The organism is Dactylosporangium sp. NPDC051087, from assembly GCF_055586325.1.
Genome location: NZ_JBVJIJ010000005.1, coordinates 390394 through 414255, shown reverse-complemented (window position 1 = coordinate 414255; position 23862 = coordinate 390394). Strand labels below are relative to the sequence as shown.

Here is a 23862-nt window from a genome sequence, read left to right as displayed (position 1 = left end):
GTGGAGCGCTATCGACTGATCGAGCAACTCGGCGTGGGCGGCATGTCCGTCGTGTGGCGCGCCCACGACGAGGTGCTCGGGCGCCCCGTTGCCGTCAAACACCTCGCGGGCGCCGCCGACCCGCGGTCCCGCCGCCGGATCCAGGACGAGGCCCGCGCCGCCGCGCTGCTCAGCCATCCGCACATCGCCGCCGTGTACGACTTCGGCCACACCGGCGACGGCGCGCCCTTCGTCGTCATGGAGCTCGTCGAGGGCGCGTCGCTCGAGGAGCGGCTGCTGCGCGACGGCGGGCCGATCGGCGTCACCGAGGCGCTGCGGATCGCGGCGCAGCTCGCCTCCGCGCTGGCCGCCGTGCACGCCCGCGGCCTCGTCCACCACGACGTCAAACCCGCCAACGTCATGCTCACCGCCGGCGGCGCCAAGCTCGTCGACTTCGGCGTCAGCGCGCTCGCCGGCGCCGACGACGGGGAGGTCGTCGGCACGCCCGCATACCTCGCACCGGAGCGCATCCGGGGCATCCCGCCGACGGCCGCCACGGACGTGTACGCGCTCGGCCTCGTCCTGTACCGGATGCTCGCCGGCGCCCTGCCGTGGCCCGCGACCACGACCGAGGAGATGCTGCACGCGCACCGCAAGCTGCCGCCGGCGCCGCTGCCCGCCGATCTGCACCTGCCCGCGGGGGTGACCGAGGCGCTGCGGCGCTGCCTGGCGAAGGCGCCGGGAAACCGTCCCGCCGCCGCGGACCTGGCCGCGCTGCTGAGCACCCTGCCGCCGACCAGGCATTTGTTCGCCGTGCCCCGGCTGCGCGAGGCCGCCGCGGGCGGGTCCGCCCGGGTGCGGGAGGCCGCCGCCGGCGGGTCGGCCCGGCTGCGGGAGATCACGGTGGGCGCGTCGCCCGGGCGGCGGGCGTCCGTCGCCGCGGCGGCCGTGCTGCTCATCGGGCTGGGCGCCGCGGGTGCCGCCGCGCAGGACCGCGAGCCGGTCGCCGCCTGGACCCCAGCCTCGTCGCCGGTCACGGCGGGCCCGGAGCCGTCCGATCCCGCCACCGATCCGGCGACCGATCCCGCCACGAACCCGGCCACCGACCCGGCGACCGAGGCCGCCGCGGCCGGGGTCAAGAAGCCTGGTGTCGTCAAGGCTCCCGCCGCGGAAGATCACGGAGGCCCGAAGAAGGGCAAAGGTAAAGGCAAGAGCAAGAAAAGTGGTGGCTGAACCTTTTCGTTGCTTATGGCGTGCAACCTTCCCGACTGGTACACAAGTCTGATCTCGGTGATGCCCTATGGTGTCCGGGTCGAGGGATGGGAGAGGCCGTGCGCTTTGAAGTCAGCCGGGTCATGGACACCATCGAGCAACGGCTGACGACCGACGTCACGCTCGCCCAGGCCGTGGTCGACCTGGCCGACGTCGCCCGGTTCGTGGCCCTCGACGGGGGTCGCCCCATCAACCTGCTGCGCCTCGGCATGGTCGTCGACGCGCTCAGCCGGTATCTCATCGACGCCGGCGCGATGCTCTATCCCGTGGTCGGCCGGGAGGCCCTGTCGGAAGCGGCGCTCACGTCGAAGGAGCGCATGGTGCTCGGCCGGTGGGCCGACGACGGCCTCATCGAGGTCACGCCCGTCGTCGCCGACCGGCCCGTGGAGATCGCCGACTTCACCGGCCTGCCGCTGATCGTGGTCAGGGACCAGGCGCAGTTCGCCGCCCGCTTCCCGTGGCTCGTCGACAGCCCCGAGCGGGTCCTGCGGCTGACCCCCCGCGCGGGCGGCGCGGTGCTGACCCCGGCGGGCGAGCCGGCCCCGCCGAAGGACGGCAAGGAACGCCTGGTCGTGAAGGGCACCGCGACCCTGCCGATCATCCCTCTCGAGCCCGCGGACGCCGCCGCCCCGTCCGATGCCGCCGCTCCGGCCGATCCCGATGCTTCCGCCACGGCCGACGCTCCCGCCCCGGAGGGCTCCGGCTCCGCTTCTTCGTCCTCTGACTCTGCCGACATTTCCGAAATTCCGGACCCGTCGGAGAAGGGCGAAGATACCTCCGCCACCAAACCGTCGCTGCGGCCCGCCAAGCCCGCCGCCACCGCGACCGGTGCCACGCCCGCCGCGACCGTCGCCGCTCAGGAGCGGGGCGGGCGGCCGGACGGGGTGCAGTCGTTCACCGCCCGCGGTTCGCAGCGGGCCGGGCGCACCCGCGTGATGCGCCGCAGGTTCACCCGGGCCGAGCCCAGTGGCGTCGGCGCGGCCCTGATGGCCCGCGAGTGGCGCTGCGGCGAGCCCGAGTGCCCTGCGTTCGGCCGCTTCCGCCGCATCGGCCAGCCGGTCCCGCGGATGCGCGCCGGCGTCCCGGCCTGCCCTCGGCACGGTGAGGCCGTCAAGGACATCGGTCCCCGGCCGCCCGCGTTCGCGGTGTCGGTGGTCGTCGAGGACCTCGCGCGGCGGCGGTTCGTCGTCGGCGTGGACCGCCCCGTGGTGGTCGGCCGCGAGCCCGCCGACCCCGACGACATCGCCGTCGGTCAGTGGCTGCACGAGGCCGCGGCCGCCTGGATCGCCAAGGAGCACGTGAAGCTCGAGGTCCGCGACGGCCGGCCCGTGGTCACCGACACGAGTGAAAACGGCACCCTGATCTGGAAGCGCTCGGCCCCCGACATCAAGGAGGAGACCGAGCGGATCTACCGGAAGTCCTACGAGCTGACCGGCTGGGACTCCGTGGAGCTGTACACCGGCGTCGAACTCATCGTGGGCGATCACCGCCTGCAGACGGTCGTCGGATCCGAGCCGGCATCGGTCCTGCTCGACGCGCCGACGGTCGCGCTCCGACTGGTCGATTGAGCGCGCCGATCCGTTGAGAGGATCGCACGGTGGTGTGAGGTCCGTATATTGGCGCTGTGGACGCTCGAGGTTACCGGCTTGGCATCGACTTCGGCACCTCGAACACCGCGGCGGTGCTGGCCTGGCCTGACGGTCATGTCCGGCCGCTGCTCTTCGACGGTTCGCCGACCCTGCCCTCGTCGGTCTATGCCGACCAAGCGGCGGGCCTGCTCGTGGGGCGCGACGCGATGCACGCCGCCCGGGTCAGCCCCGAGCGGTTCGAGCCCAACCCCAAACGACGCATCGACGAGCCCGCCGTCCTGCTCGGCGAGGCCGAGGTGCCGACCGTCGAGCTGTTCGCGGCCGTGCTCGCCCGCGTCAACGGCGAGGCCCGGCGGGTCGCGGGCGGTCCGATCGGCCAGGTGACCATCACCTGCCCGGCCGCCTGGGCGCACACCCGCCGCGGGGTGCTGCTCGCCGCCGCCGAGCGGGCCGGCCTCGGCACCGTCAACCTCGTGCCCGAGCCCGTCGCCGCGGCCGAGGTGTTCCGCACCCTCGAAGGCACCGACCTGCGTCCCGGTTCGGCCTTCGTCGTGTATGACCTGGGTGCCGGCACGTTCGACGCGTCCGTGGTCCGGCACGGTCCCGGCACGTTCGAGGTCCTCGCCGCCGAAGGGCTCAGCACCAGCGGTGGCCTCGACATCGACGCGGCGATCGTCGGCTACCTCGGCGCCAGCCAGTCCTCCCGGGACCCCCAGTCGTGGAACCGGCTCGTCCACCCCACGACCAGCGCCGAACGCCGCGCCAACCGGCTGCTCTGGGACGACGTCCGGGCCGCCAAGGAGATGCTGTCCCGCACCTCCTCGACGATGATCCACATCCCGATGTACGACGAGGACGTCCCCCTCGGCCGCGACCAGTTCGAGCAGCTGGCCCGCCCGATCCTGGCCGCCACCGTCACCGCGACCCGGGCCGCGATCGCCGCTGCCCGGCTGACCCCGGCCGACATCGCCGGCGTGTTCCTCGTCGGTGGCGGCAGCCGGATCCCCCTCGTCGCGACGCTGCTGCACCAGGCGCTCGGCAAGGCCCCGACCGCGGTCGAGCAGCCCGAGATGGTGGTGGCGCAGGGCAGCCTCGGCGCGTCCGGCCAGCCGGGCCCGGCCGGTCAGGCGGCCGGCCCGGTCTCCGGGGCGCCCGTGTCCGGCGCGGCGTTCCCGACCTCGTCCCCGCCGATCCCCTTCACCCCGTCCGGCGCGGCACCGGCGGCCCCGACCTCCTCGCCGCCCGCGGCGTTCCCGATGTCGTCGCCGCCCGCGGCGTATCCGACCTCGGCCCCGCCCGTCAGCGGCTCCGCGAGCGTGCCCGTGTCGGGTGCGCCGCCGGCGGCGCCGGTCTCGCCGGGGTTCACCGCCGCGCCGGTCTCCGGGCAGCCGTCGGTGCAGTTCGGGCAGGACCCCGGCTACACCCCGCCGTCCGGGTACGCCGCCCCGCAGTCCCCGTTCCCGGCCGCCCCGCAGTCGCCCGGCCAGCAGCCACCGGCCGCCCCGCCGTCCGGGTACGCCGCCCCGCAGTCCCCGTTCCCGGCCGCCCCGCAGTCGCCCGGCCAGCAGCCACCGGCCGCCCCGCAGGCGCCCCGGCCCGGGCGCGCCTCAGTGCCCGCGACCTACGGGGCCGCGGCACCGAGCACCCCGGCGGTGGCGCCGCAGAGCGGGCCCCCGGCGACCCGGCCGGACATCCCCGCGGCCGTGCCGCCGAGCGCGTCGGCGTCCGGCGGGCAGCGGCGCACCGGGGTCCTCGCGGCGGTCGCCGTGGTCCTGCTCCTGGTCGTCGGCCTCGGCATCTACGGCATCACCAAGCTCGGCGACGACAAGACCGACAACAGCGCCAAGGGCGACCAGACGGCGAGCCAGACCGACGGCGCCGGCGACGGCAACGGTGACGGCGGCAACGGTGACGGCGGCAGCGGCGACGGCGGCAGCGGCGACGGGGGCAGCGGCGACGGGGGCAGCGGCGACGGGGGCAGCAGCGACGCGCCGGCCCAGGTCGACGTCGACCGCGACGAAAGCGACTGGAGCAGCAACGCCGAGGAGTACACCGGCAACGAGGGCAAGCTCATCAGGTACACGTGCCCGAAGAACGGCAAGGCCGGCAAGGTCTGGGGCGCCGGCCCCTACACCACCGACTCGTCGGTCTGCACCGCGGCCGTGCACGCCGGGTACTTCAGCCTGGAGGACGGTGGCAAGGTCATCATCCAGATCCAGAAGGGCACCGACTCCTACCAGAGCAGCTCCCAGTTCGGCATCACGACGACCTCCTACGGCGCCTACCCGTGGGAGTTCACGATCGCCGGCTAGCGCAGCGCCCTGATCGCCGTGAGCGTGGTGTGCACGTTGAAGCGGGCGCCGTCGTCGCTCTCCCAGCCGCCGTCGCTGCGCTGCGTCTCGTCGAGGCGCTTGCGGGCGGAGCTGAGCAGCCAGTCCTCAGGTGACATGCCGACCCGGCGCAGCGCCGAATACAGCGACGCCGTGTCGGCCGCGGTCATTTTCGGCACCCGGTCGGCGAGGGCGACCTGGATCTGCGCCGACTCGTAGAACCAGCCGAGGTGATACAGCACGGCGCAGCCGAGCCAGCCGGTGACCAGGAACGACGGCCAGGAGCCGTCGGGGCGCAGCGACGCCCGGAACGCCTCGGCGGCGCGGGCGACCCGGGTGGCGTGCTGGTCGTCGCCGTCGTTGGCGCCGCCGACCACCAGCCAGTAGGCGGCGTTGGTGGTCAGATACAGCTTCGCCTCGTCGTCGCCGGGCTGCGCCCACGGCGGGGCGATCCCGGCCAGGGACGAGTCCTCTTCCCACATGCCGTCGGGCCGCTGGCTGCGGCCCAGCCAGCCCAGCGCCCGGCGGGCCGCCGGGCGGTCGATCGCGCCGAGGTCGTCGAGCTCGGCGAGCCGGAAGCAGGTGGCGTCCACCGACGCGATGTCGGCGCCCCAGAGCGCCGGCCAGCCGCCGTCGGGCGACTGGCCGATCTCGGCCTTCTCCAGCACGTCGGCCGGTGGATACTGGCCCGTGCGCAGCCAGGCGAGGCGGGCGCGATCAACGGCGTCGCCGTGTGCGACGACGTAGCCGATCGCGGCATCAAGGTCGACCATGCGCCGTACGCTACCGCCCGCCCGCTGTCTGCGCGTGGGACCCTAGTACACCGGCAGTGACGGATCGACGGTCTTCACCCACGAGACCACGCCACCCTGCACGTGGACCGCGTCCTTGAAGCCCGCCGCCTTCACCGCCGCCAACGCCTCGGCGGAGCGGACGCCGCTCTTGCAGTACAGGACGATCTGGCGGTCCTGCGGGAGCTCGGCGAGCGCGTTGCCGTTGAGGATCTCGCCCTTCGGCACGAGCCGCGCACCGGGCACGCGGACGATCTCCCACTCCGCCGGCTCGCGCACGTCGATCAGGTCGATCGGCTTGCCCGAGTCCTGCCAGTCCTTGAGCTCCGACGCGGTGATCGTCGAGCCGAGCGCCGCGGCCTGGGCCTCGTCGGAGACGGCGCCGCAGAAGTCGTCGTAGTCGATCAGCGCGGTCACCGTCGGGTTCTCACCGCAGATCGCGCAGTTCGGGTCCTTGCGCAGCTTGATCTTGCGGTAGGACATCTCCAGCGCGTCATACACCATCAGGCTGCCGAGCAGGGTGTCGCCGACGCCGGTGAGCACCTTGATCGCCTCGGTGACCTGGATCGCGCCGATCGACGCGCACAGCACGCCGAGCACGCCACCCTCGGCGCAGGACGGGACCATGCCGGGCGGCGGCGGCTCCGGGTAGAGGCAGCGGTAGCAGGGGCCGTGCTCGGCCCAGAACACCGAGGCCTGGCCGTCGAAGCGGTAGATCGAGCCCCAGATGTACGGCTTGCCGAGCAGCACCGCCGCGTCGTTGACCATGTACCGGGTGGCGAAGTTGTCCGTGCCGTCGACGATCAGGTCGTACTGCGCGAAGATCTCCATCACGTTGTCGTTGTCGAGGGCCTCGTTGTGCACCACGACGTTGACGAGCGGGTTGATCTCGCGGACCGAGTCGCGCGCCGACTCCGCCTTCGGCCGGCCGATGTCGGACTGACCGTGGATGATCTGGCGCTGCAGGTTGGACTCGTCGACGGTGTCGAACTCGACGATGCCGAGCGTGCCGACACCCGCGGCGGCGAGATACAGCAGGGCCGGCGAGCCGAGCCCGCCCGCGCCCACACACAGCACCCGGGCGTTCTTCAGGCGCTTCTGCCCGGTGACACCCACGTCCGGGATGATCAGGTGGCGGGAGTAGCGGCGGACCTCGTCAATGGACAGGTCAGCGGCCGGCTCGACCAGTGGAGGCAACGACATGGTTCTCATTCTGCCGCGCCCGCCCCGCAATCCCACGTGACCTACGGCACTTTGGCCCCGGTGTACCGCTGACCGTCCACGAGCGGCCACGCGTTCGCGACGCAGCCCTTCAGCCCGTACGTCTGCTGCTGCATCACCGGGGCGGGCTTTCCGGGGCCGGGGCAGGCCTCGTGGCCGTTGCCCAGCTCGTGGCCGACCTCGTGGTTGATGACGTAGTGCTGGTAGTCCGCGAGGGGCGCGCCGTAGTCCGGTACGCCGGTCAGCCAGCGGGCCAGGTTGATGACGACCTTGCCGGTGATCCGGCACGAGCTGAAGCCGGCGGTGTGCAGGCCGGCGGTCGCGCAGATCTGCTCCGACGTGACCGGCGTCGCCAGGAAGATCGTGAAGTCGGCGGTGCCCTGGCCGGCCACCCGCTGCAGGCGCACCTGACCGGCTGCCGGCCAGCCGCGCGGGTCGGCGAACACCTGCTCGACCGCGGTGGCGAACGCGTCCGCCGCCTGGCCGCTGCCGTTCTCGACCGCGACCCGGTACTTCCTGACCGTGCCGGCGCTCCCGGCGACGGGCCCGGCGCTGCTCGCGTAGGCGAACGTCCCGGCGGCGCTGGACGGCCCGGCCTCCGGCGGCTGGCTGGCGGGACGGCTCGGCGGGTCGAGCATCAGCGCCGGCCCGCGGGTCGCGGCGACCGTCACCGCCGCCTTCTCGGAGCCGCCGGAGAAGAACAGCTGGCGGCCCAGGCCGGCGGCGGCGATCACGAACGCGGTCAGCATCACCCCGGCCACGACGAACCGTCGCCGGCGGATCTGCTCACGCCGGCGGCGCTGCTCGGCCCGGACCACCTCACGGGCCTGCCGCGGGTCACTCGGCAGCGGGACCGGCAGCCGCCGGCGGTCGCTGCTCAGCCGGCTCGCCATCGATTGGTCAGCTTGCCATGCGCACCTGCGGCGCGCGCTGGCGCACCCCGTCCCGCACCTGAGTTGCAACCTGCCGGGTGGCGGTCTCCGGCCGGGCCTGCAGCTCGTCGAGCAGGCCGAGCACCGCGCGGGCCACCGTGCGGGGCACCTCCATCTGCGCCACGTGGCCGACGCCCTCCAGCATCATCAACCGGCTGTCCGGGACGATGCGGGCGACCTGCGGCGCGGTGCGGATGTCCACGAGCTTGTCCTGCCGCCCCGCGATCACCAGCGTCGGCGCCTGGATCCGCGCGGCCACCTTCCACATGGATCCCTCGCCGGGAAGATACGCCCGCAGGAAGCTGCCGACGAGGCCGCGAAGGCTCCCCACGTACGCCTCGGCATACCAGGGCACCGAGTGCCGGCGCTTCGCCTCCTCGATCGCCTCCAGCCGCCGCTGCTCCGGATAGCGGGTGGGATCGGCGTAGCACGACTCGATGACCATCGCGGCGAGCTCCTCGGGGTCCATCGAGGACATCCGCCGAGCCGCCAGCTTCGCCGCGTTGGGCAGCAGGAGCAGCGGCACGATCGGCCCCTGCAGGGAGCGGCGCGGGTCGAGGAACGGCATCGCCGGCGAGATCAGCGTCAGGCTGCGCACCAGGTCGGGGCGCAGCGCCGAGGCCACGACGGAGGCGGCGCCGCCCATCGAGTTGCCGAGCAGGTGGACCGGCCCGCGGTCGCTGTGCTCGATCCACCGGATGATGTGCGCCGCCATCGCCGGCAGCGAATAGCTGCGGGCGGGGGCGCTGTGCCCGAACCCGGGCAGGTCGATCGCCTGACCGTCGAGCCGCCCAGCGAGCACGCCCGCCAGGTCCGTCCAGTTCGTCGACGAGCCGCCGAGGCCGTGCACGTAGACCGCGGGCTCCGCGCCGGGCGCCGTCGCCGGCGTGTCCCGCACGAACGCCTTCAGGCCGTCGAGCTCCACCTCACGTCCCGGCCACTGCTCCGGCAGCCGCTCAGGTGACGGAACGGTGAACTCCGGGACAAGGGAAGCTCTCTTCATGCTTTCCAGTGTGCCTCAGGGGCGCTATGGCAGCAGGGCTTCCAATCTCCGGTTCACGGCCGCGAGAGTGGCCCGCACCACAGCCTGCCGCGGGTCGCCCGAGTTCACGGCCGAGCCCGTCAGCTGCTCGACCCAGCCGTCGTACAGCAGCAGCAGCACGACGACGGCGACCTCGCACCCGCCGAGCTGCACGACCGCGGCATGCTCGATGTAGCAGCGGGCCCTGGACGTCGCGTCGACGTCGACCAGGAGCTGGTCCACGGCGGAGGCCGCGGCGGCCGCGGACAGCCGCAGGATGTAGCCGTCGACCGCCGGGCCGCTGGCGACACCGACGGCGGGATGCCCGTCGGCGATCAGCCGGACCTCGACCACCGCGTCGACGCCCTGGGTGCTGACCTCGACCTGGTCGATGATGACGCGCGGCGACACGATCGCGCTGGACTGCGGCACCAGGGCAGGCGGCGCGTCCCGGTTGACCGGGATCGGGGGCTGCGGGCCGAGCACGGGCTTCTCCGCCTGTGCCTCGGGCCGGACGAACTGCTCGGGCCGCAGGACGGGCGGGGCGAACAGGCCCGGCGCCTCGGCGGGGACCTCCGCGGACACCTCGGCGGGCGGCTCGGCGGAGAACTCGGTGGGGGCCTGCCGCAGCTCGCCGATGGCCGGGCGGGGCGCCTCGGCCGGGCGGCGCACACCGCTGACCGGGCGGCGCCTGCGGGCCTCGCGGCCGTAGCCGGGCAGCGCGCTGTGCGGTGCGTTGCCCCGGGCCTGCGGGCGCGAGGCCGGTGGGGTCAGCTCCGGTGGGTTCGGCTCGGCGGCCAGGCCCATCCGCTCGTTGAGCAGCCGCGCGACGGCCCGGCTCACCAGGCCCGGGTCGGCCTCGTCGAGCAGCTCCAGCCGCAGCGTGTGCAGCCCGTCGGCGTTCTTGCGCAGCGTCGCCTCGCGGACACCGGAGACACCCTGGACGGCGCGGAGGACCGCCGGGATGTCGAACCCGTCGGGGCGGTCGTCGAGGCTGGGCTCCTCGGCCTCGTCCTCGCGCTGCTCGCGCAGGAAGGTCGCGATCTTCGCCAGGTCGTCCCCGCCGGCCGGGGCCGCCTCGGCGACGAGGGGCTCGACCTCCACCTCGGGCACCTGCGGCACGTCAGGATGCGACGGTACGCGCTGCGGCAGCTCCGGCCCGTTCTCGACCTGCGCGTATGCGTCCTGCCCGTATGCGGTCCCGGCGTATCCGGTCTCCGGGTACGCCGGGTCGGAGTACGCGGTCTCCTGATACGGCTGGTCGGCATACGTGGACGGCTCGGCGGCCGGCGCGGCGGGCATCTGAGACATTGGAGACATCGGGGGCATCGGGGGCATCGCCGGCATGGACTGCGCATACGGCGGCTCGGAGGCGAACGTCGGCATCGTCGGCTCGGCGGCGGACAGCGGCGTGGCGTTGCCGAGCAGCTCGGGCGGCAGCGGGCCGACGAGCGGGTCGTCCTCCGGCATGCGCTGGGCCGGCACCGCCACCGAGGGCGGCGGCAGGGGGTGGACGGCGGGCGCGGGCACGATCGGCTCGTGCTGCGGCGCGGCCCAGTCGAACTCCGGGGCCGGCGGCTGCTGCTCGTAGGACGGGTAGCCGTCCTGTTGCTGGTACTGCGGCTGCTGGTACTGCTGCTGTGGGTAGTCCTGCTGTGGGTACTCCTGGGACGGGAACTGCCGCTGGGGCTGTGCCTGCTGCTGGGAGTGGTCCTGCTGCTGCGGATACTCCTGCGACGGGAACTGCTGCGGCTGGTATCCCTGCGCCCCGTACTGCTCCTGGGCCGCCGGATACTGCTGCTGGCCGTGATAGGGGTCCTGCTCCTGGCCCTGATACCTGTCCTGGGCCTGGTAGGTCGCGCCGTTGGTGGTCTGGGGGTCGTCCTGATACGCCCCGTTGCGGGGACGGGAGTCGTAGCCCCAGGACTGCTCCGGGTAGGAGCCGTATGGCGGCCGGCCGCTGACGCCGTGCACCCGGACCTGCGGGTCGACGGGCGCGGGCTGCTGGCGGGCGAGCCGGTCCAGGGCCGAGGGCTCCGGGCCCTGCTGGACGGCCTCGTCCCGCGGGTCGGCGACGGGGGCGGCACCGTAGACGGTCCCGCCGGAGGACGCGGACGGCATGCTCAGCGCGCCGGGGTGCACACCGTTGGCCTGACCGTTGACCTGGCCGCTGTCGTGACCGCCGGCCGGGCCGGGGACCAGGCCGGTGACCAGGCCGTTGAGCTGGGTGTGCTCCTGCGGGGGCGTGACACCCGTCGCGGGGAAGGACCCGCTGTGCTCCGGCTGGCTGACCGAGCTCGGCCAGCCCTGACCGTCGGGCCCGTAGTGCCCGTAGTGCAGCGACGTGGTCGGCGGTGCCGGCGGCGGGACGGAGACCGGAGGGCTCATCGGGGCGAGCATGTCGGAATAGGGACTGCGGACCTCCGCGCGGCCGCGCGGGCTGCCGGCACCGTTGACCGATGCGCGCCCGGCGATGGCTCCGGTGGCCGGCTCGCGCCATGCGGAAACGATCGCCTCGAGCGCGTCATCGCTCGGCGTCGAACCGTTGGCTGAACCACTGGCCGAACCGTTGGCAGGCGTGCCGTCCGGTGTCCTGTGCGGGTCCGTGTGTCCTCCTCCGCGATATGGGCCTGCCCCGTGCGGGCTTCCGGCTTGCCCCGTTTCGTCCACCGCGCGCTCCTCCGTCGCCCCTAGGTGAGGCTACCGTGTGGGCGGAAAGGGGGTAAGTTGCAATCTCGACCCAAATCCGGATGGTGAACATGACCTCGGCGATGAGCGGCACCCAGTCGGCCGGACGGCCGGTGCGGCTGCCCCGGTCGGCGCGCCGCAAGCAGCTGCTCGCCGCGGCGCAGCAGGTTTTCGTGGCGCAGGGTTATCACGCCGCCGCGATGGATGACATCGCCGAGCGGGCGGGTGTCTCCAAGCCCGTGCTCTATCAGCACTTCCCCGGCAAGCTCGAGCTCTATCTCGCGCTGCTCGACACCCACTGCGACGCGATGGTGTCCCGGATGCGCGCCGCGATGGAGGCGACCACGGACAACAAGGAGCGCGTCCGCGGCGCCATCCAGGCGTATTTCGACTTCATCGACCACGAGAGCGAGGCGTTCCGCCTGGTCTTCGAGTCGGACCTGCGCAACGACCCCGCGGTGCGCGAGCGGGTCGACCGCGTCGAGAGCGGCTGCATCGCCGCGATCACCGACACGATCATGGCGGACACCGACCTGAGCCGGGAGCGCGCGGAGCTGCTCGCGTCCGGTCTGGTCGGCGCGGCGGAGGTCGCGGCCCGCTTCTGGGTCGCCGGCGGCCGCCAGGTCGCGAAGCCCGAAGCGGAGGCGCTGCTGACCGCGCTGTCGTGGCGCGGCATCGCGAGCTTCCCCCTGCACGGCGAACACGCCTGATCGCGTTAGTCTTCAACCACACTGGGTGTGCGCGCCGAGGCACGGCCGCGCCGCAGCCCGATCAAGGAGGAAGACGTGGAGGTCAAGATCGGCGTGCAGTATGCGCCTCGGGAGTTGGTGCTGGAGAGCAACCAGTCACCCGCCGAGGTTGAAGCTGCGGTCACCGACGCGATCGACGGTGGCGACAAGGGTGTGCTTTCTCTCGTCGACGAGAAGGGCCGCCGGGTGATCGTCCCGGTCGGCAAGATCGCCTACGTGGAGATCGCCGAGTCGTCGCCGCGGCCGGTTGGATTCTCTTCCGCGCGTTGAGAGATAGCACTCAGGCCCTGCCCCGCTCCGGGTCAGGGCCTGAGTCACTTGCTGCCCGGCGTCCGACGGCCGGCCTGGTCGCTCAGGCCGGCGCCTGGTCGTTCAGGCAGACGGCTGGTCGCTCAGGCCGGCGGCTGGTTGTTCAGGTCGGCGGTTAGTTGTTCAGGCCGACGGCGCCCATGCGGGCGGTGTGGGCCGAGGTCAGGCGCTTGAGCAGGGCCTGGAAGTCGGTGCCGCCGCCGGCCAGGAGCTCCGCGAGCGACGGCCGCTCGGCCGCGACCCGCAGCGCCTGCGAAATGCCCTCGCCGACCAGCCGGCGGGACCACATCGACAGCCGGTTGGCCACCTTGGGGTCGACGGCGATCGCGGCCCGCAGCTCGTCGGCGGCGAAGTCGGCGTGCCGGGAGTCGTGCAGGACGTCCAGGATCAGGTCCCGGTCCGGCCCGGTGAGCACCGCCGCGACCTCGCGCGTGAAGTCGTCGGCGATGTTGTCGCCGACATACGCCTTGGCCAGGCCCTCCAGCCAGTCGGCCGGCTCGGTCTGCGCGTGGTAGTCCGACACCGCCCGCACGTAGGGCCGCATGGCCTCTTCCGGGTCGGCGCCCAGCTCGGTGAGGCGGTCGGCGAGGCGGCAGTAGTTGCTGATCTCGCGACCGGCCATCTCGCTGAGCACCGCCCTGCGGCGCAGGTCGGGCGCGAGCCGCGCGTCTGCCGCCATCCGGTCGAACGCGACCAGCTCGCCATAGGCCAGCATGCCGAGCAGGTCGACCACCGCCGCGGCGGACGGGGTGAGATCGGACACGACGGCACACTACATCGCCGGATCATCCGGCGCGCCTTGTGCCGCTGCGGCGCGCTCACCGTAGCGTTCCCGGTGATCCGTCCGCGGCCCTTCGGTGATCCGTCCGTGGTCCTTCCACGCCGCACCGTGTCGCGGCGAGCGGAACGGGTCGCAAGCCGGTACAATGGCTCCAATAGCCGTGGACGGACCCTAGTCCTGGCGACCGGCGCTTGTAGCCCGCGACCTTGATCTTTTCGGTTGCGTGTGGCCCGCGCCCTACCCATTTGAGCGCACCCGGCTTCACCAGGGGCGCTCCCGCGAGAGAGACACCCTGAGCACAACATGACGATCGACAACACTGAGGCCGCCGAAGCAGTGGCCCCGCGCGCACCCGTGCGCCCAGACGCACCCACGTTCGCCGACCTGGGAGCGCGGCCCGAGACCGTCGCCGCTCTCGAGGCCGTCGGCATCATCCACGCGTTCGCCATCCAGGAATATGCCGTGCCGATCGCGCTGCGCGGCACCGACCTCATCGGCCAGGCCCCGACCGGCACCGGCAAGACGCTCGGCTTCGGCGTCCCGCTGCTGGACCGGGTCACCGCCCCCGCCGAGGGCGCCGACGGCCTGCCGCAGGCCCTCGTCGTCGTCCCGACCCGGGAGCTCGGCCTGCAGGTCGCGCGCGACATCGCGGCCGCCGGCAAGACCCGCGGCGTCCGCGTGCTCCCGCTGTATGGCGGCGTCGCCTATGAGCCGCAGGTCGACGCGCTGCAGAAGGGCGTCGAGATCGTCGTCGGCACGCCCGGGCGGCTGCTCGACATGGCCAAGAGCAAGCACCTGCGCCTGCACGCCGTGCGGGCCCTGGTGCTCGACGAGGCCGACCGCATGCTGGACCTGGGCTTCCTCGACGACGTCGAGCGGATCCTGACCCTGCTGCCGGAGGACCGGCAGACGATGCTGTTCTCCGCGACGATGCCCGACCCGATCGTGACCCTGGCGCGGCGGTTCCTGCGTCACCCGATGACGATCCACGCGCACCACGACGCCAGCACCGGCGCGTCGCCGCTGACCAAGCAGTTCATCTACCGCACCCACCCGATGAACAAGATCGAGATCGTGGCGCGGGTCCTGCAGGCGGCCGACCGTGGCCTGACCATGATCTTCACGCGGACCAAGCGGGCCGCCGACCGGGTCGCCGAGGACCTCGACTTCCGCGGCTTCGCCGCCGCGGCCGTGCACGGCGACCTCGGCCAGGGCGCCCGCGAGCGGGCCCTGCGCGCGTTCCGGGCCGGCAAGATCGACGTGCTGGTCGCCACCGACGTCGCGGCCCGCGGGCTCGACGTCTCCGGCGTCACGCACGTCATCAACTACGACTGCCCCGAGGACCCGGACACCTACACCCACCGCATCGGCCGCACCGGCCGCGCGGGCGCGACGGGCGTCGCCGTGACGTTCGTCGACTGGGAGGACATGCCCCGCTGGCGGATCATCGACAAGACGCTGGGCATGGAGCTGCCGGAGCCGCCGGAGACCTATCACACCTCCGCGCACCTGCTCACCGACATCGGCATCCCCGAGGGCATCACCGGCTCGCTGCCGACCGCCGACCGCAAGCGCGCCGGCCTCGCCGCCGAGCAGCTCGAGGACATCGAGGGCAAGCCCCGCGGCCGTGGTGGCCGCACGGGCCGTGGCCAGTCGGGTCGCGGCCGGGGCGGCGACGCCGGCGGCTCGGCGGCTCCCGCGCCCTCGGAGGCGACCGGCGAGCCGCGCCGTCCGCGCCGCCGCCGGCGCCGGGGTGAGGTCGACCCCGCCGAGGTGACCCTCGCCGAGGGCGGCGACACGGGCGAGACCCTCGTGGCCGACGCCGCCGAGGAGGCCAAGCCGCGCACGACCCGCACCCGGACCCGCACGCGCCGCCAGGTCGAGGGCGCCGAGACCGCTGACAGCGGCCCGGTCGTCACCGCCGAGGCCGACGAGGACGGCGAGGCCCGCACGGCCCGCGCCCGCACCCGCCGTCGCCGCCGCGGCGGCCGTGGCCGGGGTGGCGACGCCACCGGCACCCCCGAGGGCGGCGAGTCCTCGGAGGCGTGACCTTCGCGACACACTCAGCGCGGTGGGCAGCCCCCACCGCGCTGAGCCGTTTCCGGGGCCCGGAGCGGGCTCAGCCGGATGTCATCAGCGGACGTGAACTCGGCGCGGTGGGCAGGACTCGCCGCGCAGTGCCGTTTCCGAGCCCGGCGCACGCGCGGCCGGGTGCCCTCAGCGGACGTCGACGGTGAGCCCGGCACGCGCGGGCGGGGTCTCAGCGGACTTCGACGGTGAACTCGGCGCGGTGGACCTGGCCGGCGCGCTGAAACTCGAAGTACATGCGGTAGCGGCCGACGCTCGGCGCCGACAGCCAGAACTTCACCGCTCCGCCCACGAGCTGGTCCTCCGGGTGGACGTGCAGGTAGCCCATGTCGCCTTCGCGGAGGACGACGAGGTGCCCGTACGCGCCGAGATAGCGCTCGAGGTCGGTCACCGGCGAACCGGAGGCGAGGACCCGCAGCGACAGCGGCTGGGTGGCGTTGACCACCGGCGTGCCCTCCATCGCCACCGTCATCCCGGCGACCTCGGCCGTCCGTGCCGCCGCGGGGAGCGCGACCGGCTGGTAGTCCCCGGCGACCGTGGCGTCGACCGCGAGGGTGGTCGGCGCCTGTGTCCCGGTGGCGTCGAGCGTGACGAAGTCGGTGTAGATCCGCCAGATGCCGGCCGACGGCAGGGTCAGCGGGATCGACCAGGTGCCGTCCGGCGCCATCTCCGGGTGCAGGTGCTGGAACCCGGACAGGTCGTGCCGCGCCACCACCAGGTGCATGAGCTTGTCGTGGTTGACCACGAAGCGGGTGACCGGCTTCCCGTCCGCGCCGAGCACCTTGAACGTGAACGGCTGCGCCGCGCCCGCGGTGAACGCCGTCGTGGACGGCACGAGCGTGAAGCCGCCGGCGCTGAGCGACAGACCGCCGAGGTCGCCCGAGGTGGCGCCGCCGTGCGAATGGGACGGGATCGCGGTCGGTGCCGGTGCGGCCGGCGGTGGTGACGCGGTCGACCTGGCGATCACGAAGCCAAGCAACAGCGCCAACACGAGTCCACCCGCGACGACCGGCCCCTTCATGCCCAAGACCGTAGCCGCCGCCCCGCTCTACCACTCCACCGGGGGACTTTTAGTCACGTTTGTCCAAAATGTTTCGTTAGTGGCACGTGGGGTCAATAGGCAAAATGTGGACCGCGGCCGCAGGAGTCGCCGTCGCCTTGATCATGCCCGGCGCCGGGCACGCCGACCCGGTCACCGACCGGCAGCGGCAGCTCGCCACCGCGTGGCAGGAGCTCGAAGGGGTCATCGAACGGTTCAACGCCGTCCGCGACGACCTGCGCGCGACCGACGCCCAGCTCGAACGGGTGAACGCGCGGACCGGGCCGCTCCAGGCGCGGATCGACGCCGCTCAGCGGGACACCGACGAGGTTGCCGCCAGGCTGTACCGCAGCGGCGCCGTCACCAGCACCGCCGTGCTGATCACCGCGCCGGCGCCGGAGGCGTTCATGGACCAGCTCGCGACGCTGGACCACCTGCAGCGCCGCCGTACCGACGCGCTGCGACGGCTCAAGGCCGACAAGGACGCCCTCAAGAAGGAGCACGCGGAGCTCAGCGACCTCCGGGTCCGCCAGCGCACGCAGCAGCAGGAGCTCGGCCAGCGCAAGGCGACGATCGAGGCGCAGGTGCAGCGGCTCGGCGGCGACCGCGCGGCGCGCACCGCCCGGACCCCGTCGGGCGCGCTGCACGACGGCTACGTGCCGGTGTTCACCGACGACGCCGCCGGTCGCGCCGTGAAATACGCCTTCTCCCAGATCGGCAAGGTGTACAAGTGGGGCGCCGACGGCCCGGACACCTTCGACTGCTCCGGGCTGACGATGGCGGCGTGGAAGGCGGCCGGCGTGGTCCTGCCGCACAACGCGGCCCGGCAGAAGAAGACCGTCACGCCGATCAAGCGCGAGGAGCTGCGCCCAGGCGATCTCGTCTTCTACTACAAGGACGTCAGTCACGTCGGCATGTACATCGGCGACGGCCGGGTCGTCGAGGCGCCGCGCGCCGGTGAGCGCATCTCGATGCGGCTGCTCGACTACGCCCCGATCGTGGGCTACGGGAGGCCGAACTACGCCGCTGGATGAGGCTCCGGGGGAGCGGTCCGCACGGCAAGTGATGATCTGATCGCGAAGCGCAGATCAACACGCCATGGACAGGCTACGACGGTTCTGTTTGTGTCCTAACGGACGAGGCGCGCCAGTCAGCTTGGCGACAGCATCAACCGAGCAGTGGACATCTACTGACTGTTCCCCCAGCGCGTCCGCATCCAGGAGTGCTCTCATGAGGCGTCGCCGCCGCTCCCGTCTGACCTTGGGCCTCGTGCTCGCGCTCTGCGTCCCTGCCTCGGCGGCGCTGACCGCGCCCGAGGTCGCCGGTGCGGCGACCACGTTGCCGAACGGCTTCTCCGAGCAGATCGTCCTGTCCGGGCTGACGCACCCGACGAAGCTGGTGTTCTCCCCTGACGGACGGGTCTTCGTCGCGGAGAAGGGCGGCACGATCCAGGTCTACGACAGCCTCTCGGACCCGACGCCGACGCTGTTCGCCGACCTCAGCAGCCGCGTCCACGACAACGAGGACAAGGGCCTGCTCGGCCTGGCGCTCCCGCCGAACTTCCCGTCGAACCCGTCGGTGTACGTCACGTACACCGCGACCCAGCCCATCGGCGGCGGCCTCGACATCGGCGACACCTGCCCGACGCCCGGCACCGGCTGCATCGTCAGCGGCAAACTGTCGAAGCTCACCGCGAGCGGCGACACGTGGACCGGCACCGAGCAGGTGCTCATCAACGACTGGTGCCAGCAGTTCGAGACCCACTCGATGGGCGACGTGCGCTTCGGCCCCGACGGCGCGCTGTACGTCAGCGGCGGCGACGGCGCGAGCCCGGTCTTCACCGACTGGGGGCAGCAGGGCAATCCGGTCAACCCGTGCGGCGACCCGCCCGGTGGCGTCGGCGCGGCGCTGAGCCCGCCGAACTCCGAGGGCGGCGCGCTGCGCTCCCAGGACCTGCGGACGCTGACCGACCCGACCTCGCTCAGCGGCACCATCATCCGGATCGACCCGGTGACCGGTGCCGCCAAGACCGACAACCCGATGTACAACGCGACCACCGACCCCAACGCGCGGCGGATCGTGGCGTACGGCCTGCGCAACCCCTACCGGTGGACGTTCAAGCCCGGTACCAGCGAGATCTGGCTCGGTGACGTCGGCTGGCGGACCTGGGAGGAGATCAACCGCCTGCCCAACCCCCTGGCGACGCCGGTGACCAACTTCGGCTGGCCGTGCTTCGAGGGCAACTCGCAGCAGCCCGGCTACCGCGACGCGAACCTCAACCTGTGCACGACGCTGTACAACACGAACACCTCGACCGGTCCGGTGTACACGTACGGGCACCACCAGCAGGTCAACGACAACGACGGCTGCCCGACCGGCGGCTCCAGCCCGACCGGCGTCGCGTTCTACCCGACGTCCGGCGGCAGCTACCCGGCGCAGTACCAGGGCGCGCTGTTCTGGGGCGACTACGCCCGCAAATGCATCTACGCGATGCTGCCGACGAACGGCACGCCCGACCCGAGCAAGATCCAGACGTTCGCGCCGGGCGCGGCCGGCCCCGTCGACCTGGAGATCGGCCCCGGCGGCGACCTGTACTACGTCGACGTCGACGGCGGCACCGTCCGGCGGATCAACTACAGCGCCGGCAACCAGCCCCCGGCCGCCGTCATCGGCGCCGACAAGACCTCCGGCGCGCCGCCCCTGGCCGTGCAGTTCAACTCGGCCGGCACCAGCGACCCCAACAGCGGCGACGTCCTCACGTACCAGTGGGACTTCACCAACAACGGCAGCTGGGACGCGACCGGGCCCACGGCGAGCTACACCTACACGACGGCCGGCAACTACACGGCCAAGCTACGGGTGACCGACGCCGGCGGGCTGTCGGACACCAAGACGCTGCAGATCCTCGTCGGATCCGACGCGCCCGTGCCGGTGATCGACACCCCCGCGGCCGGTTTCACCTGGGCCACCAACGACACGGTCAACTTCACCGGCCACGCCACCGACGCCCAGGACGGCAACGTCCCCGCGGCGAACCTGCACTGGCAGCTGATCCTGCAGCACTGCGCCGCCCCCGACAACTGCCACCAGCACTACATCAGCGAGACCGACGGGGCGTCCGGCTCGTTCATCGGGCCCGACCACGAATACCCGTCCTACGTGGAGCTGCGGCTCACCGCCACCGACAGCAGCGGCCTGAGCACCACCGTCAGCCGCCGGCTGGACCCGAAGACCGCGAACATGACGTTCAACTCCGTGCCGAGCGGGCTCAACATCACCGTCGGTTCGGTCACCGGCGTCACCCCGTTCACCGCGACGGTCATCCAGAAGTCGACGCAGACCGTGTCGGCGCCGACGCCGCAGACGCTCAACAGCACCCAGTACACCTTCGGCTCCTGGAGCCAGGGCGGCGCCGCCACCCAGGTGATCACCGCGCCGACCACCGCCACGACGTACACCGCGACCTACGCGGCGTCCGGCGGCGGCACGTGCTCCGACAGCTTCGGCTACGTGTGCACCACCGCCACCAGGGCATTCGTCAACGCGGACACGACGGTGCTGTCCCTCACCGGCGACGACGCCGTGCAGCAGATCACGCTGCCGTTCCCGATCAAGTTGTACGGCCAGACCTACAGCACCGCGTGGGTGGACACGAACGGGCTGATCAGCATGGTCAACCCCAACGGGTACAAGTGGGAGAACACCACCCTGCCGAACCCGGCCCTCGCGAACGCGGCCGTCTACGCCTTCCACGACGACCTGGTCATGGACGCCAGCGCGTCGGTGCGGACCACCACGATCGGCACCGCGCCCAACCGGCAGTTCGTCGTCGAATGGCGCAACGGCTACATCTACGGCAGCACCAGCCGGCGCATCACGTTCGAGGCGATCCTCTCGGAGAACGGTGACGTGATCACCAACTACGCGAGCCTCGACAACGACATCGAGAAGGGCAACGCGGCCACCATCGGCATCGAGAACGCCGACGGCACCGTGGGTCTCGCCTACTCCGTCAACACGCCGAAGCTGCAGTCCGGCCGCGCGGTCATCTTCACCGCGCCGGGCGGCACCACCCCGCCGCCCCCGCCGCCGCCGTCCACCGGGACCGTCAGCGGCACCGTGACCGTCGCGGGCGGCGGCGCCGTCGCCGGGGCGACCGTGACCCTCACCGCCGGCACCACGACGACCACGAACGCGTCCGGCGGCTACAGCTTCTCGAACGTGGCGTACGGCTCGTACACCGTGAGCGCCACCGCGAACGGGCAGTCGACGTCGGCCGCGCTCACCGTCGACGCCGCCACCGAGACGCTCAACCTCACGCTGCCCGCCCCGCCGCCGCCGACCGGCAACTACGCGGTCACCACGGCCGCGCTGCCGTTCGTCCCGGCCGACGCCACCGTGCTGACACTCACCGGCGACGACAACATCCAGCAGGTCACGCTGCCGGCGCCGGTCACGCTGTATGGGGTCACCTACTCGACCGCGTGGATCGACACCAACGGCAAGGTCTCCTTCGTCAACCCGGGCGGCGCATACGTGGAGCACTCCGCGCTGCCGTCGGTGGCGGCGCCGAACGCGACCGTCTACGCCTTCTGGGACGACCTCGTCGTCGACGGCTCGGCATCCGTGCGGACCGCCCTGGTCAACGGCTCCGTCGTGATCGAGTGGCGCAACCCGTACATCTACGGCAACGGCGTGCACAACCGGATCACGTTCTCGGTCGCGTTCGCCCCCGACGGCGTGATCACCACGTACTACTCCGGCCTCGACAACGACGTGGAGAAGGGCAACGGCGCCACCGTCGGCGTCGAGAACGCCTCCGGCACCGTGGCCGCGCAGTACCTGTACAACCAGGCGCTGCTGGTCTCGGGAACCGCCGTCAGATTCACGCCCTGACGTTTTGTGTCGTACCCCCGGGCTAAGTTCGGGGGGTGCGAAACGAGGCGTCCCAGATCCTGAAGAAGCTCGCTGGTCCTTCCGCCGAACTGCGGGAGGACCAGTGGGCCGCCATCTCCGCCCTCGTCGCCGAGCACCGCCGCGTGCTCTGCGTCCAGCGCACCGGCTGGGGCAAGTCCGCGGTCTACTTCATCGCCACGGCCCTGCTGCGCGCCCGCGGCGCCGGCCCCACGGTGATCGTGTCGCCGCTGCTCGCCCTGATGCGCAACCAGGTCGACGCGGCCGCCCGCGCCGGCATCACCGCCCGCACGATCAACTCGGCGAATCTGGAGGAGTGGGACCAGATCACCGCCGAGATCGCGACCGGCGGCGTCGACGTCCTGCTCGTCTCGCCCGAGCGGCTCAACAACCCCGACTTCCGCGACAACGTGCTGCCCAAGCTCGCCGCGACCACGGGCCTGCTCGTCGTCGACGAGGCGCACTGCGTCTCCGACTGGGGCCACGACTTCCGCCCCGACTACCGGCGGCTGCGCACCCTCCTGCTCGACCTCGCCCCCGGCACCCCGGTCCTGGCCACCACCGCCACCGCCAACTCCCGCGTCACCGCCGACGTCGCCGAGCAGCTCGGCGACGCGCTCGTCCTGCGCGGCTCCCTCGACCGCGAGTCGCTGCGCCTCGGCTCACTGACCCTGCCGTCGGCCCCGCACCGGCTCGCCTGGCTCGGCGAGCACCTCGCCGGGTTCACCGGCTCCGGCATCATCTACACGCTGACCGTCGCCGCCGCCCACGAGACCGCCGCCTATCTGCGCGCCCGCGGCTACGAGGTCGCCGCCTACAGCGGCCAGAGCGAGCCCGCCGACCGCCTCGCCGCCGAGGAGGACCTCCTCGCCAACAGGATCAAGGCGCTCGTCGCCACGTCCGCGCTCGGCATGGGCTTCGACAAGCCCGACCTCGGCTTCGTCGTGCACCTCGGCGCCCCGTCGTCCCCGATCGCGTATTACCAGCAGGTCGGCCGCGCGGGCCGCGCCGTGGACAAGGCCGACGTCCTGCTCCTGCCCGGCACCGAGGACCAGGCCATCTGGCGCTATTTCGCGTCGCTCGCCTTCCCGCCCGAGCACCAGGTCCGCGCCGTCCTCGACGTCCTCGCCACAGCGGGCCGCCCGATGTCCACCGCGGTCCTGGAGACCCGCGTCGAGCTGCGCCGCACCCGCCTGGAGCTGATGCTCAAGGTCCTCGACGTCGACGGCGCCGTCCACCGCGTCCGCGGCGGCTGGGAGTCCACCGGCGCCCCCTGGCAGCACGACACCGAGCGCTACACCCGCATCGACGCCGCCCGCGCCGCGGAGCAGGACTCGATGCGCGCCTACACCGCCCTGACCACGTGCCGTCTCGAGTTCCTGCGCCAGACCCTCGACGACCCGGGCGCGACCCCGTGCGGCCGCTGCGACACCTGCGCCGGCCCCTGGTATCCGACGTCGGTCTCCCCGGACGCCCTCGCCTCGGCCCGCGCCCACCTCGGCCGCACCGGCGTCGAGATCGCCCCGCGCAAGCTCTGGCCCACGGGCCTCTCCGCCGTGGGCGTCAGCCTCACCGGCAAGATCCCGCCCGCCGAGCAATCCCTCCCGGGCCGCGCCATCGGCCGCCTCAGCGACCTCGGCTGGGGCGACAAACTCCGCAAGCTCCTCGCCGCCCCCGACGCCCCCCTCCCCGACGACATCTTCACCGGCGTCGTCGCCACCCTCACCGAATGGGCCAAGGGCGAGGACCCCTGGCCCGCCCGCCCCGTCGGCGTGGTCGTCCTCGGCTCGCAGAGCACCCCCGAGCTGCTGCAATCACTCGGCACCCGCATCGCCGAGGTCGGCCGCATGCCCCTGCTCGGCACGGTCGGGTCCTCGCACGCCGCGGACGCCGCCTCCCGCACGAACAGCGCCCAGCGGGTCCGCGCGCTGCACGACGCCTTCACCCTCACCCCCGGGCTCGCCGCCCAGCTCCGCGACCTGCCCGGCCCGGTCCTCCTCGTCGACGACCTGGTCGACACCGGCTGGACGATGGCCATCGCCGCCCGTGTCCTCCTCCGTGCCGGGGCCCCCGGCGTGCTGCCGTTCGCCCTGGCCCTGTCCGCCTGACCCCCGCTCGCCCGAAGGTCCGCTCGTCTGTTCGCTTGCTCGATCGCTTTT

At 72.8% G+C, this 23862-nt stretch carries 16 protein-coding genes; 9 read left to right on the top strand and 7 right to left on the bottom strand.

Annotated elements, in window-relative coordinates; translation table 11 throughout:
- The 3 genes from ACZ6TV_RS13030 to ACZ6TV_RS13020 all read left to right on the top strand — a co-directional run bounded on the left by ACZ6TV_RS13030 (position 1) and on the right by ACZ6TV_RS13020 (position 5152).
- A complete protein-coding gene (locus ACZ6TV_RS13030) occupies positions 1 to 1212 on the top strand; it encodes a serine/threonine-protein kinase (protein ID WP_465297321.1) in 1212 nt (403 codons plus the stop codon).
- Positions 1213 to 1310: 98 nt separating this feature from the next.
- Positions 1311 to 2819 carry a hypothetical protein gene (locus ACZ6TV_RS13025; protein ID WP_465297320.1) on the top strand — a complete coding sequence of 503 codons (1509 nt, stop codon included), beginning with the start codon at positions 1311 to 1313 and terminating at the stop codon, positions 2817 to 2819.
- Positions 2820 to 2875: 56 nt separating this feature from the next.
- Entirely contained in the window at positions 2876 to 5152 is a 2277-nt protein-coding gene (locus tag ACZ6TV_RS13020) for an Hsp70 family protein (RefSeq protein WP_465297319.1), read from the top strand.
- Here the strand turns inward: ACZ6TV_RS13020 and ACZ6TV_RS13015 are convergent.
- From ACZ6TV_RS13015 to ACZ6TV_RS12995, 5 genes are read right to left on the bottom strand one after another with little or no spacing between them, the layout of a single operon-like run.
- Complete coding sequence (locus ACZ6TV_RS13015; RefSeq protein ID WP_465297318.1) at positions 5149 to 5943, bottom strand: prenyltransferase/squalene oxidase repeat-containing protein; 795 nt, start codon at positions 5941 to 5943, stop codon at positions 5149 to 5151. The two genes, ACZ6TV_RS13020 and ACZ6TV_RS13015, sit on opposite strands and share 4 nt — an antisense overlap.
- Positions 5944 to 5985: 42 nt before the next feature.
- Positions 5986 to 7164 carry an adenylyltransferase/sulfurtransferase MoeZ gene (gene moeZ / locus ACZ6TV_RS13010; RefSeq protein ID WP_465297317.1) on the bottom strand — a complete coding sequence of 393 codons (1179 nt, stop codon included), beginning with the start codon at positions 7162 to 7164 and terminating at the stop codon, positions 5986 to 5988.
- Between the two features lie 41 nt (positions 7165 to 7205).
- The gene (locus ACZ6TV_RS13005; RefSeq protein WP_465297316.1) at positions 7206 to 8075 is read right to left on the bottom strand and encodes a DUF3152 domain-containing protein; all 870 of its coding nucleotides are present in this window, start codon (positions 8073 to 8075) and stop codon (positions 7206 to 7208) included.
- Positions 8076 to 8082: 7 nt separating this feature from the next.
- The gene (locus ACZ6TV_RS13000; protein WP_465297315.1) at positions 8083 to 9117 is read right to left on the bottom strand and encodes an alpha/beta fold hydrolase; all 1035 of its coding nucleotides are present in this window, start codon (positions 9115 to 9117) and stop codon (positions 8083 to 8085) included.
- 24 nt (positions 9118 to 9141) lie between these two features.
- The gene (locus tag ACZ6TV_RS12995; RefSeq protein WP_465297314.1) at positions 9142 to 11523 is read right to left on the bottom strand and encodes a hypothetical protein; all 2382 of its coding nucleotides are present in this window, start codon (positions 11521 to 11523) and stop codon (positions 9142 to 9144) included.
- Positions 11524 to 11894: 371 nt separating this feature from the next.
- Between ACZ6TV_RS12995 and ACZ6TV_RS12990 the strand changes: the two genes are divergently transcribed.
- On the top strand, positions 11895 to 12533 hold the full coding sequence (locus ACZ6TV_RS12990) for a TetR/AcrR family transcriptional regulator (RefSeq protein WP_465297350.1): 639 nt from the start codon (positions 11895 to 11897) through the stop codon (positions 12531 to 12533).
- A gap of 75 nt (positions 12534 to 12608) precedes the next feature.
- Positions 12609 to 12842, top strand: a complete 234-nt coding sequence (locus ACZ6TV_RS12985) for a DUF3107 domain-containing protein (protein ID WP_344501879.1) — start codon at positions 12609 to 12611, stop codon at positions 12840 to 12842.
- A 154-nt stretch (positions 12843 to 12996) separates the two neighbouring features.
- Here ACZ6TV_RS12985 and ACZ6TV_RS12980 read toward each other — a convergent pair whose 3' ends face one another.
- Positions 12997 to 13644: a ferritin-like fold-containing protein gene (locus tag ACZ6TV_RS12980; protein WP_465297313.1), complete on the bottom strand. Its 648-nt coding sequence runs from the start codon at positions 13642 to 13644 to the stop codon at positions 12997 to 12999.
- Between the two features lie 321 nt (positions 13645 to 13965).
- Between ACZ6TV_RS12980 and ACZ6TV_RS12975 the strand changes: the two genes are divergently transcribed.
- Positions 13966 to 15711, top strand: coding sequence for a DEAD/DEAH box helicase (locus ACZ6TV_RS12975; protein ID WP_465297312.1), 1746 nt, complete (start codon positions 13966 to 13968; stop codon positions 15709 to 15711).
- Between the two features lie 211 nt (positions 15712 to 15922).
- Here ACZ6TV_RS12975 and ACZ6TV_RS12970 read toward each other — a convergent pair whose 3' ends face one another.
- Complete coding sequence (locus ACZ6TV_RS12970; RefSeq protein ID WP_465297311.1) at positions 15923 to 16771, bottom strand: hypothetical protein; 849 nt, start codon at positions 16769 to 16771, stop codon at positions 15923 to 15925.
- 104 nt (positions 16772 to 16875) lie between these two features.
- Between ACZ6TV_RS12970 and ACZ6TV_RS12965 the strand changes: the two genes are divergently transcribed.
- The 3 genes from ACZ6TV_RS12965 to ACZ6TV_RS12955 all read left to right on the top strand — a co-directional run bounded on the left by ACZ6TV_RS12965 (position 16876) and on the right by ACZ6TV_RS12955 (position 23811).
- On the top strand, positions 16876 to 17823 hold the full coding sequence (locus tag ACZ6TV_RS12965; RefSeq protein ID WP_465297310.1) for a C40 family peptidase: 948 nt from the start codon (positions 16876 to 16878) through the stop codon (positions 17821 to 17823).
- A 196-nt stretch (positions 17824 to 18019) separates the two neighbouring features.
- Positions 18020 to 21685, top strand: a complete 3666-nt coding sequence (locus ACZ6TV_RS12960; RefSeq protein WP_465297309.1) for a PQQ-dependent sugar dehydrogenase — start codon at positions 18020 to 18022, stop codon at positions 21683 to 21685.
- Between the two features lie 35 nt (positions 21686 to 21720).
- On the top strand, positions 21721 to 23811 hold the full coding sequence (locus ACZ6TV_RS12955; protein ID WP_465297308.1) for a RecQ family ATP-dependent DNA helicase: 2091 nt from the start codon (positions 21721 to 21723) through the stop codon (positions 23809 to 23811).
- The last annotated feature ends 51 nt before the right edge of the window (positions 23812 to 23862 follow it).

Bases quoted from the DNA above. Each gene is read 5' to 3' on its own strand.
- ACZ6TV_RS12995 (WP_465297314.1), bottom strand. From the start codon at position 11,523: ATGAGCCCTCCGGTCTCCGTCCCGCCGCCGGCACCGCCGACCACGTCG.
- ACZ6TV_RS12990 (WP_465297350.1), top strand. From the start codon at position 11,895: ATGACCTCGGCGATGAGCGGCACCCAGTCGGCCGGACGGCCGGTGCGG.
- ACZ6TV_RS12975 (WP_465297312.1), top strand. From the start codon at position 13,966: ATGACGATCGACAACACTGAGGCCGCCGAAGCAGTGGCCCCGCGCGCA.
- ACZ6TV_RS13000 (WP_465297315.1), bottom strand. From the start codon at position 9,117: ATGAAGAGAGCTTCCCTTGTCCCGGAGTTCACCGTTCCGTCACCTGAG.
- ACZ6TV_RS12960 (WP_465297309.1), top strand. From the start codon at position 18,020: ATGAGGCGTCGCCGCCGCTCCCGTCTGACCTTGGGCCTCGTGCTCGCG.
- ACZ6TV_RS13015 (WP_465297318.1), bottom strand. From the start codon at position 5,943: ATGGTCGACCTTGATGCCGCGATCGGCTACGTCGTCGCACACGGCGAC.
- moeZ (WP_465297317.1), bottom strand. From the start codon at position 7,164: ATGTCGTTGCCTCCACTGGTCGAGCCGGCCGCTGACCTGTCCATTGAC.
- ACZ6TV_RS12965 (WP_465297310.1), top strand. From the start codon at position 16,876: ATGTGGACCGCGGCCGCAGGAGTCGCCGTCGCCTTGATCATGCCCGGC.
- ACZ6TV_RS13005 (WP_465297316.1), bottom strand. From the start codon at position 8,075: ATGGCGAGCCGGCTGAGCAGCGACCGCCGGCGGCTGCCGGTCCCGCTG.
- ACZ6TV_RS12970 (WP_465297311.1), bottom strand. From the start codon at position 16,771: ATGAAGGGGCCGGTCGTCGCGGGTGGACTCGTGTTGGCGCTGTTGCTT.